Origin of the sequence: Pseudomonas fluvialis, assembly GCF_002234375.1 — a bacterium.
In the GTDB taxonomy this organism is placed as follows: Bacteria; Pseudomonadota; Gammaproteobacteria; order Pseudomonadales; family Pseudomonadaceae; genus Aquipseudomonas; species Aquipseudomonas fluvialis.
The window spans coordinates 86,363-94,522 of the sequence record NZ_NMQV01000019.1 but is presented as its reverse complement, the minus strand read 5'-3'; the positions used below and the strand labels follow the sequence as shown (position 1 = coordinate 94,522).

Sequence of the window (8,160 nt, the reverse complement as noted above, 5' to 3'; positions counted from 1 at the left end):
TGACTTGCGGAGTGGTGCCGTCGGTGACGGTGAGGGTGTCACCGGCGACCGCACCGGCCGGCAGGCCGATGGTCACAGCCACGGTGGTGGCGGCGCCCAGTTCAGTGCTGCTGAGCAGCTGATCGTTGTTGGCATCGGCCGTGATGGTCACAGTCGGGGCCGCGGTGGCGGTGGTGTCGACGGTGGCGTTGTCCGTGGCCTGCGCGGTATTGCCGGCGGCATCACTGACCTGCGCGACGACGCTGTAGCTGCCCTCGGCCAGCGGCGTGCTGACCGCGACACTCCAGGAACCATCGGTCTGCACGGTGGCCGAGAGGTTCTGGGTAGCGCCGTTGGCATCGGTGACGGTGAGGGTGACGGTGCCACCGATCTGGTCACTGCTGCCGGTGAGGGTGGGCGTGCTGTCGTTGCTGTTGTCCGGCGCGCTGACGGTGAGGGTCGGCGCGGTGAGGTCGATACTGCCGTTGTCGGAGAGACTGGCCTGTGCGACCTGCTCTTCGCGCAGGAGTCCGGCGCTGCTGTCCAGGCCTGATGTATTGAAGCCAATCGTTGCTTCGACTTGTGCGCCGGTCTCGCTCAGCAAGATAAAGGAGTGGCCACCACCTGCGCCACCTGCGCCGCCGGCTGCGGGCCCCGCTGCAGTCGGCTCAAGTTCCAGCGTGGGGTCGAAGCCGGCGGCCAGGGCCTGCTCCAGATCGGATGGCAGGTCGTCCTCGCTAGCCAGGACTGCTTCGTTAGTGGCGGGGGCGGCTTGCCAGAGACTGTCGCTGGCGACGTCCAGACGTTCGCCGTTAGCCAGTTGCAGTACGGCGCTGGCGCCGCTTTCGGTCAGTAGCTGCTCGCCATTAAACAGGTGTTCACCTTCAAGGGCGGGACGCTTGCTGCCATCGCTGGCGATGACGTAGGCGTTACCGAAAACCTGTTTGAGGGTGGCGGCAATGACGCTCATACCTTGGCTCCTGGTGCGCCGATGGGCGCGAATCATCCGTTTAGTTTAGTTGGCACTTGGCGCAGAGGTGCATGATGCGGCAACTAATTGGCGTCAAAATAATGTCTAATTTGGTCATTCTGACTAAAAGCGACAAGCTATTGACCCTTTGGGCGTGATCATAAACAATCCGCCCGTACAGTGTCACTTTGATATTGATCAGCTTTTTGCTGTGACGCAATTCGCATTTACGGTCGATTTTTCGCACTTGACGGATCGGCCACATACTCCCTGCGCTGCTTATGCGGTCAGCCCGTTCTGAAAGGAATTCAAGCATCATGCGTTTCTTCGCTCTCATGCCCCTGGCCTTTGCCGTCTCCCTGTCGGCCCAGGCGCTAACCTTGAATGAAGCCATGCAGCAGGCAATGGATAGCCATCCGCAGATCCAGGCGGGTATCAATGCGCGTTTGTCTACCGAAGAACAGATGAAGGCCGCGCAGGGAGGCTACTTGCCGCAGGTTGATCTGCTGGCCGGTTATGGTCGTGAGGGCACCGATAGTCCGGGGACTCGTGCGTCTTCGGGGCATGGTTTCAAAACCCTGACGCGGGGTGAGTCGACCCTGCGTTTGCAACAAATGCTCTTTGATGGTTTTGCCACGCAGAGTGAAGTGGGGCGTCAGCGCGCCACCGTCAATGCGCGGGCCTATGCCTTGCTGGGTACGGCCGAGCGGGTGGGGCTTGATGTAGTGACGGTCTATCTGGATGTCCTCAAGCGTCAGGCCATGGTGCGCCTGGCTGAAGACAATCTGAACAGCCACCAGCGTATTTATGAGCAGATCAGTCTGCGCAGCCAGCGCGGGGTAGGGCGCATGGCCGATCTGGATCAGGCGGAAGCGCGTCTGGCGCAGGCACGCAACAACCTGATTACCGAGCAGACCAATCTGGCGGATGCCGAAGTCAATTATTTCAGCGTAGTGGGCCGGGTGCCTGATGATCTGCGCCAGCCGGGTGCGCTGGACGCACAGTTGCCCGCCAGCCTGCAGGCCGGTATCGAAGAGCTGCTGGCCAACAACCCGCTGCTACGCTCGGCCGACGCGGATGTACAGGCCACGCGTGAGCAGGAGAGTGCCGCCAAATCGGCCTTCTATCCGCAGGTCAATGCGGAGTTGCAGCGCAACTTCGACAACAACCTGGACGGCACCAGCGGGCATAGCAACGAATGGCAGGCCATGCTGCGCATGCGCTACAACCTGTATGCCGGCGGCAGCAACCAGGCTGACCTGCGTGCCAAGGCGTATCAGGTCAATCAGGCCATGGACATCCGTAACGACGCCTTGCGCGTGTTGGGCGAGGAGCTTGGCCTGGCCTGGAATGCCCTGGATAACGCGCGCAAGCAGTTGCCGATTGCTCAGCAGTATGTGGACTACAGCACGCGGGTGCGTGACTCCTACCAGCAGCAGTTCACGCTGGGCGAGCGCAGCCTGCTTGACCTGCTGGACAGTGAGAACGAGTTGTTTGCCGCGGCGCGGCGTCTTGAGGAAGTGCGGACCCTGGAGCTGTTCAATCAGTACCGGATCAAGGCCACCACCGGCACCCTACTGCGTAGTCAGGGGGTAGTTGCGCCCCTGGCCAGCGTACCGCTGGAAGAGTCGAGTTCGCGTATCCGCCTGCCAGGGTTCAACTGAACCCAAGGGTGCGGCCAGGCTAGCTTCGGCGGCCCGGCAACGCGTAGTCTGTAGCGGCCGCCATTTGGGCGGCCGTTGTCTTTGTCGTCGCATGATCCGAGGTTTGCGTGGTAGCCGATCCTTCCTTCGCCGCACACAGCGATCCGCGCGATCGCTATGACGATCCGCTGCTCGACAGCCTGCTGTCACTGTGTGCGCTGCACCAGAAGCCGGTGAGTCGCGCGATGCTGACCGCCGGGCTGCCTTTGCCGCAGCAGCGCCTGAGCGCCGAGCTGCTGCCGCGTGCAGCGGCGCGCGCCGGCTTGCAGGGGCGTTGGTTGCGGCGCAGCTTGCAGCAGATTCCCGCGCTGGCCATGCCGGCACTGTTGTTGCTCAAGGACGGCCGCAGTGCGCTGTTGCTGGGTTTCGAAGGTGAGCAGGCGCGCATCATGCCCAGCGAAAGCGAGGGGGGCGAGGTGCTGGTGGATATCGCCCTGCTGGCCGAGGACTATGTCGGGCGCAGTTTCTTTGCCCAGCCGCGCCATCGCTTCGATATGGCGCGTGGCGAGCTGATTCCGCGGGCCAGGGCCTGGTTCCGCGATACCCTCAAGCGCTCGCGCTGGTTGTATGCCGATGCGCTGGCGGCCAGCGTGCTGATCAACCTGATTGGCCTGGCCACGCCGCTGTTTGTCATGAATGTCTACGACCGCGTGGTGCCCAACCAGGCCGAGGCTACCCTGTGGGTGCTGGCCATCGGCATTTGCGTGGCGTTCTTCTTCGATCTGCTGCTCAAGACCATGCGCGGCTTGTGCCTGGATCTGGCCGGCAAGAAGACCGACCTGATCATTTCCGCAACGCTGTTCGAGCGCATTGTTGGCATGGCCATGCGTTATCGCCCGGCGCGGGTTGGCAGCTTCGCCCAGCACATCCATGAGTTCCAGACCCTGCGTGACTTCCTGTCGTCACTGACCCTGGCAGCGCTGATCGACTTGCCCTTTACCCTGCTGATTCTTGCTGTGGTGGCCATGCTGGGCGGCCATCTGGTGTGGATTCCAATCATCGCCTTTCCTCTGGTGATCGCGATCAGCTGGGTGTTGCAGAAACCCCTGGAATCGACCATGCAGCGCAGCATGCAACTGGCCAGCGAGCGCCAGTCGAGCCTCATCGAGACGCTCGCCGGGCTGGACGCGGTGAAGGTCAACAATGCCGAGAGTGAACGGCAATACCTGTGGGAGCAGACCATCGGTACCCTCAGTCGCCTGGAGTTACGCGCGCGCATGCTGTCCGGTCTGGCCATGAACGCCACGCTGTTGATCCAGCAGCTGACCGGCGTGGCGATCATTGTCGTGGGCGTATACCAGATCATTGCCGGGCAGCTCAGCATGGGCGGGCTGATTGCCTGCTACATGCTGAGCAACCGTGCCCTGGCTCCGCTGGGGCAGATCTGCGGGTTGATGACCCGCTACCAGCAGGCGCGGGTGACGCTGGATTCGATCAATCAGATGATGGAACTGCCACAGGAGCGCCAGCCTGATGAACGCCCGCTGAAGCGGCAGAACCTGCAGGGTGCGGTGGAGTTTCGCCAGGTAGATTTCAGTTACCCCGATCAGCAGCAGGCCGCCCTGAAGAAGATCACCCTGCAGATTCGTCCGGGCGAGAAGGTTGGCATCATCGGGCGCAGTGGTTCGGGCAAGAGTTCGCTGGCCAAGCTGATTGTCGGCTTGTACCAGGCGGATGGCGGCAGCCTGCTGGTGGACGGTATCGATGTACGCCAGCTGGATGTCAGCGACCTGCGCTACAACATCGGCTATGTGCCCCAGGATATCCAGCTGTTCTCCGGGACCCTGCGTGACAACCTGCATTGCGGTGCCCGTTATGTAGAGGATGAGATGGTCCTGCAGGCCGCCGAGCTGGCCGGCGTGCACGAGTTTGCCCGTCTGCACCCGCAAGGCTATGAGCTGCAGGTCGGCGAGCGTGGCCAGAACCTGTCCGGTGGCCAACGGCAGAACGTGGCTCTGGCGCGAGCCCTGTTGCTCGACCCGCCGATCCTCCTGCTCGACGAACCGACCAGCGCCATGGACAACACCGGCGAGGAGCGCCTCAAGCAGCGGCTGGCGGCGGTGATTGCCAACAAGACCTTGCTGCTGGTGACGCACCGTGCCTCGATGCTGAGCCTGGTCGACCGGCTGATTATCGTCGATCGCGGGCAGATCATTGCCGACGGCCCCAAGGCAGCGGTGATGGAAGCGTTGAAAAAGGGGCAGATCAGTGTCAGTTAATTCACTTCGCGAAGCCCTGGCCAGTTATTTCGGCAGTCGGGATGAGTTGGGCGACGAGCCGGTGCCCGAGGTGCAGAAGGCGCTTATCGAAGATGCGCCGCGGGTGTTGCGTCTGACCCTGTGGGGCATGCTGGCCTGCGTGGCGTGCTTGTTGCTGTGGGCGCATTTTGCCGTGGTGGACGAGGTGACGCGCGGCGATGGCAAGGCGATTCCTTCCTCGCGCCTGCAGAAGATCCAGAACCTCGAAGGCGGCATTGTCGCGGAGATCTTCGTGCGCGAAGGGCAGGTGGTGGAGGCCGGCGCGCCGTTGCTGCGCCTGGATGACACGCGCTTTGCTTCGAATGTCGGGGAGACCGAGGCTGATCGCCTGGCCTTGCAGCTGCGCGTGGCGCGTTTGCAGGCGGAAGTGGACGAGCAGCCGCTGGCCTTGCCGGAGCAACTGCCGGAGGGGGCGCAGAGCCTGGCGGCGAGTGAGCAACAGCTGTTCGAGAGCCGTCAGCAGCAGCTACGTGACGAAGTGGCCGGTCTTGAAGAGCAACTGGCCCAGCGTCGTCAGGAGTTGCGCGAGTTCGTGGCCAAGCAGGGACAGTTCCGCAGCAGCCTGGGCCTGTTGCGCGAGGAAATCCGCATGTCCGAACCGTTGGTCGAGGCGGGGGCTATTTCGCCGGTGGAGGTGTTGCGCCTCAAGCGTGCCGAAGTCGATGCGCGTGGCCAGCTTGAAGCGACCGGCTTGGCCATTCCGCGTGCCGAAGCGGCGATCAAGGAAGTCGAGCGCAAGATCGATGAGACCCGTGCCCGCTTTCGCAGCGAGGCGCTGGGGCAGTTGAACGAAGCGCGCACCGAGCTGAGCAAGATCAAGTCCACCGGCAAGGCCCTGCAGGATCGTGTCGAACGTACTTTGGTCACCTCGCCGGTGCGTGGTGTGGTCAAGCAGCTGCTGGTCAATACCATTGGCGGGGTGATCCAGCCGGGCAGTGACCTGGTCGAGGTGGTGCCGCTGGATGACAGCCTGCTGGTGGAAGCGCGTATCCGTCCGCAGGATATTGCCTTCCTGCATCCCGGGCAGGAAGCCGTGGTGAAGTTCACCGCCTATGACTACACCATTTATGGCGGCCTCAAGGCACAGCTGGAACAGATTGGTGCCGATACGGTCACCGATGACGAGGGCAACAGCTTCTACCTGATCAAGCTGCGCACCGAGAAGAGCCACCTGGGTAGTGTCGAACAGCCCTTGCTGATCATTCCGGGCATGGTGGCCTCGGTGGATATCATCACCGGGCAGAAGAGTATCCTCAGTTACCTGCTCAAGCCCATTCTGCGGGCGCGTGCCGAGGCCTTGCGCGAACGCTAGGGCTGATCCTGCAGATCAGCCAGCGGATGTGCGCCGCTCCAGCAGGGCTGGAAATGGCTGGCCAGCACGCTGTCCGGCACATCCTGCAGGGTTGGCCAGCGCCAGCGGGGCTGCTGGTCCTTGTCGAGCAGCCTGGCGCGCACGCCCTCGGCAAACTCGCCGAAGCGACAGCAGTTCTGACTCAGCGTGTATTCCATGCGCAGGCAGTCGGCCAGGCTCATCCCGCGTGCGTGGTGCAGTTGTTGCCAGCACAGCGCCAGGCTCAGCGGGCAGGCGCCGGCCAGGCGGGTGGCGGCTTCGCGGAGCAGGGGGTCATCACCTTCGCCTTGTGCCAGCAGGGCCGTTACGCAGCCCGCCAGGTCGGCGTTGTCGAGCAGGGCATCAATCTGCGCACGCCGTCTAAGCCATTGGCCTGTCGGGCAGTGCGCCAGGGCCTCGGCCTGTAGCTGCTCCAGTAACCCTGGCAGGGCGTTGGCCTGTTGCCAGTCGAGCGTTTGCAGGCCAGCCAGCAGTGCGTCCTGTTGGCTATCCAGCAAGAAGTAGTCGGCCAGGCCGAGGTCCAGGGCGTCGCGGGCGTTCAGCGGGCTGCCGGTCAAGGCCAGGAACAGTCCGAGGCGACCCGGTATACGATTGAGAAACCAGCTGGCGGCCACATCGGGAAACAGGCCAATGGCGGTCTCCGGCATGCCCAGGCGGCTATCAGCGCAGACAATGCGCCGGTTGCAGCCTTGCAGCAGCCCCATGCCGCCGCCCAGTACATGGCCGTGTCCCCAGCCCAGCAGCGGCTTGCCGAAGTGGTGCAGCAAATGGTTGAGGCGATATTCCTCGGCAAAGAACTGGCGCGCCAGCTCGGGCACCTGAGCGGGGCTGGCCAGGCACTCCCGGGCCAGTTGGCGCACATCGCCGCCGGCACAAAATGCCTTGCTGCCCTGGCCGCGCAGGATCACGCCGACGATCTGCGGGTCAGCCTGCCAGGCGCGTAGCTGCTGATCGAGTTGTCGCACGCTGGCGAGCGTCAGGGCGTTGAGGGTGTTCGGACTGGCCAGGCTGGTGACGCCGAGCAGGCCGCCACGGCCTGTCGGCAGGCAGTCGATGTGTAGTGACATCAGCGGTTGCGCCAGCGCGGTTCACGCTTTTCCAGGAAGGCATTGACGCCTTCGCGGGTATCCTCGGCGTCGAACAGGTCGACGAAGCGCTCACGTTCGGCACTCAGCCAGCTATTTGGCGCTCGCTCGCGGGCACCCTGCAACAAGGGCTTGATGGCCCTTACCGCGACCGGGCTCTGCCGCGCCACGCGGGCGGCCAGCAGCAGGGCATGACCACGCGCCTCGCCGTGATCGACCAGTTGCTCGATCAAACCGATCTGCAGGGCGGTTTGTGCATCGACACGCTCACCGCAGAGGATCATGCGCTTGGCCCAGCCCTCGCCGACCAGCCAGGCCAGGTGTTGCGTGCCGCCGGCACAGGGCAGCAGGCCAACTCCGGCCTCGGGTAGGGCCAGCTGAGCCTGCCGCTCGGCGATGCGCAGGTCGCAGGCCAGCGCGCACTCCAGGCCGCCGCCCATGGCATAGCCATTGATGGCGGCGATGGAGACCCCGCGAAAATCGCGGAGTGCTTCAAAGGCTTCGCCAAACAGACGGGCCATTTCGCGGGCGCGTGCCTTGTCGCCGTCGGCGAACAGCTTTAGGTCGGCGCCGGCACTGAAGAAGGTGTTGCCCTGGCCGGTGATGACCAGGGCGTAGATGTCGTCGTCCTGATTGAGGTGCTCGATGACCTGGCGCAAGCCGATCAGCGAGTCGCGGTCCCAGGTGTTGGCTGGCGGGTGATTGATGGTGATCAGCGCGGTGTGTTGCTGTTTTTCCACGGTGAGCTTGTGGGTCAAGTCAAAGTGGTGCGACTGATAGGGTTCGATTGCAGTGGTCATGGCAGCCTCGCAGT

General features: G+C 63.5%; 6 protein-coding genes. 3 read left to right on the top strand and 3 right to left on the bottom strand.

Translation table 11 applies throughout. The features are described from left to right. A partial coding sequence (locus CFY91_RS10485) for a retention module-containing protein (RefSeq protein WP_165765321.1) occupies window positions 1-949 on the bottom strand: 949 nt, incomplete at its 3' end. A gap of 317 nt (window positions 950-1,266) precedes the next feature. Here CFY91_RS10485 and CFY91_RS10475 point away from each other — a divergent pair. The 3 genes from CFY91_RS10475 to CFY91_RS10465 all read left to right on the top strand — a co-directional run bounded on the left by CFY91_RS10475 (window position 1,267) and on the right by CFY91_RS10465 (window position 6,222). Then, on the top strand, window positions 1,267-2,613 hold the full coding sequence (locus CFY91_RS10475; protein ID WP_093986318.1) for a TolC family outer membrane protein: 1,347 nt from the start codon (window positions 1,267-1,269) through the stop codon (window positions 2,611-2,613). A 107-nt stretch (window positions 2,614-2,720) separates the two neighbouring features. After that, window positions 2,721-4,871, top strand: a complete 2,151-nt coding sequence (locus CFY91_RS10470; RefSeq protein WP_093986317.1) for a type I secretion system permease/ATPase — start codon at window positions 2,721-2,723, stop codon at window positions 4,869-4,871. Then, entirely contained in the window at window positions 4,861-6,222 is a 1,362-nt protein-coding gene (locus CFY91_RS10465) for an HlyD family type I secretion periplasmic adaptor subunit (RefSeq protein WP_093986316.1), read from the top strand. Before CFY91_RS10470 ends, CFY91_RS10465 begins: the two co-directional genes overlap by 11 nt. Here CFY91_RS10465 and CFY91_RS10460 read toward each other — a convergent pair. Continuing rightward, a complete protein-coding gene (locus CFY91_RS10460; protein ID WP_093986315.1) occupies window positions 6,219-7,328 on the bottom strand; it encodes an enoyl-CoA hydratase/isomerase family protein in 1,110 nt (369 codons plus the stop codon). The genes CFY91_RS10465 and CFY91_RS10460 overlap by 4 nt on opposite strands. Continuing rightward, on the bottom strand, window positions 7,328-8,146 hold the full coding sequence (locus CFY91_RS10455) for an enoyl-CoA hydratase (protein WP_093986314.1): 819 nt from the start codon (window positions 8,144-8,146) through the stop codon (window positions 7,328-7,330). The genes CFY91_RS10460 and CFY91_RS10455 overlap by 1 nt, the downstream gene beginning before the upstream one ends. Window positions 8,147-8,160 lie beyond the last annotated feature (14 nt).

Coding starts and splice junctions, on each gene's coding strand:
- CFY91_RS10475 (WP_093986318.1), top strand. CDS start 1,267: ATGCGTTTCTTCGCTCTCATGCCCCTGGCCTTTGCCGTCTCCCTGTCG.
- CFY91_RS10460 (WP_093986315.1), bottom strand. CDS start 7,328: ATGTCACTACACATCGACTGCCTGCCGACAGGCCGTGGCGGCCTGCTC.
- CFY91_RS10455 (WP_093986314.1), bottom strand. CDS start 8,146: ATGACCACTGCAATCGAACCCTATCAGTCGCACCACTTTGACTTGACC.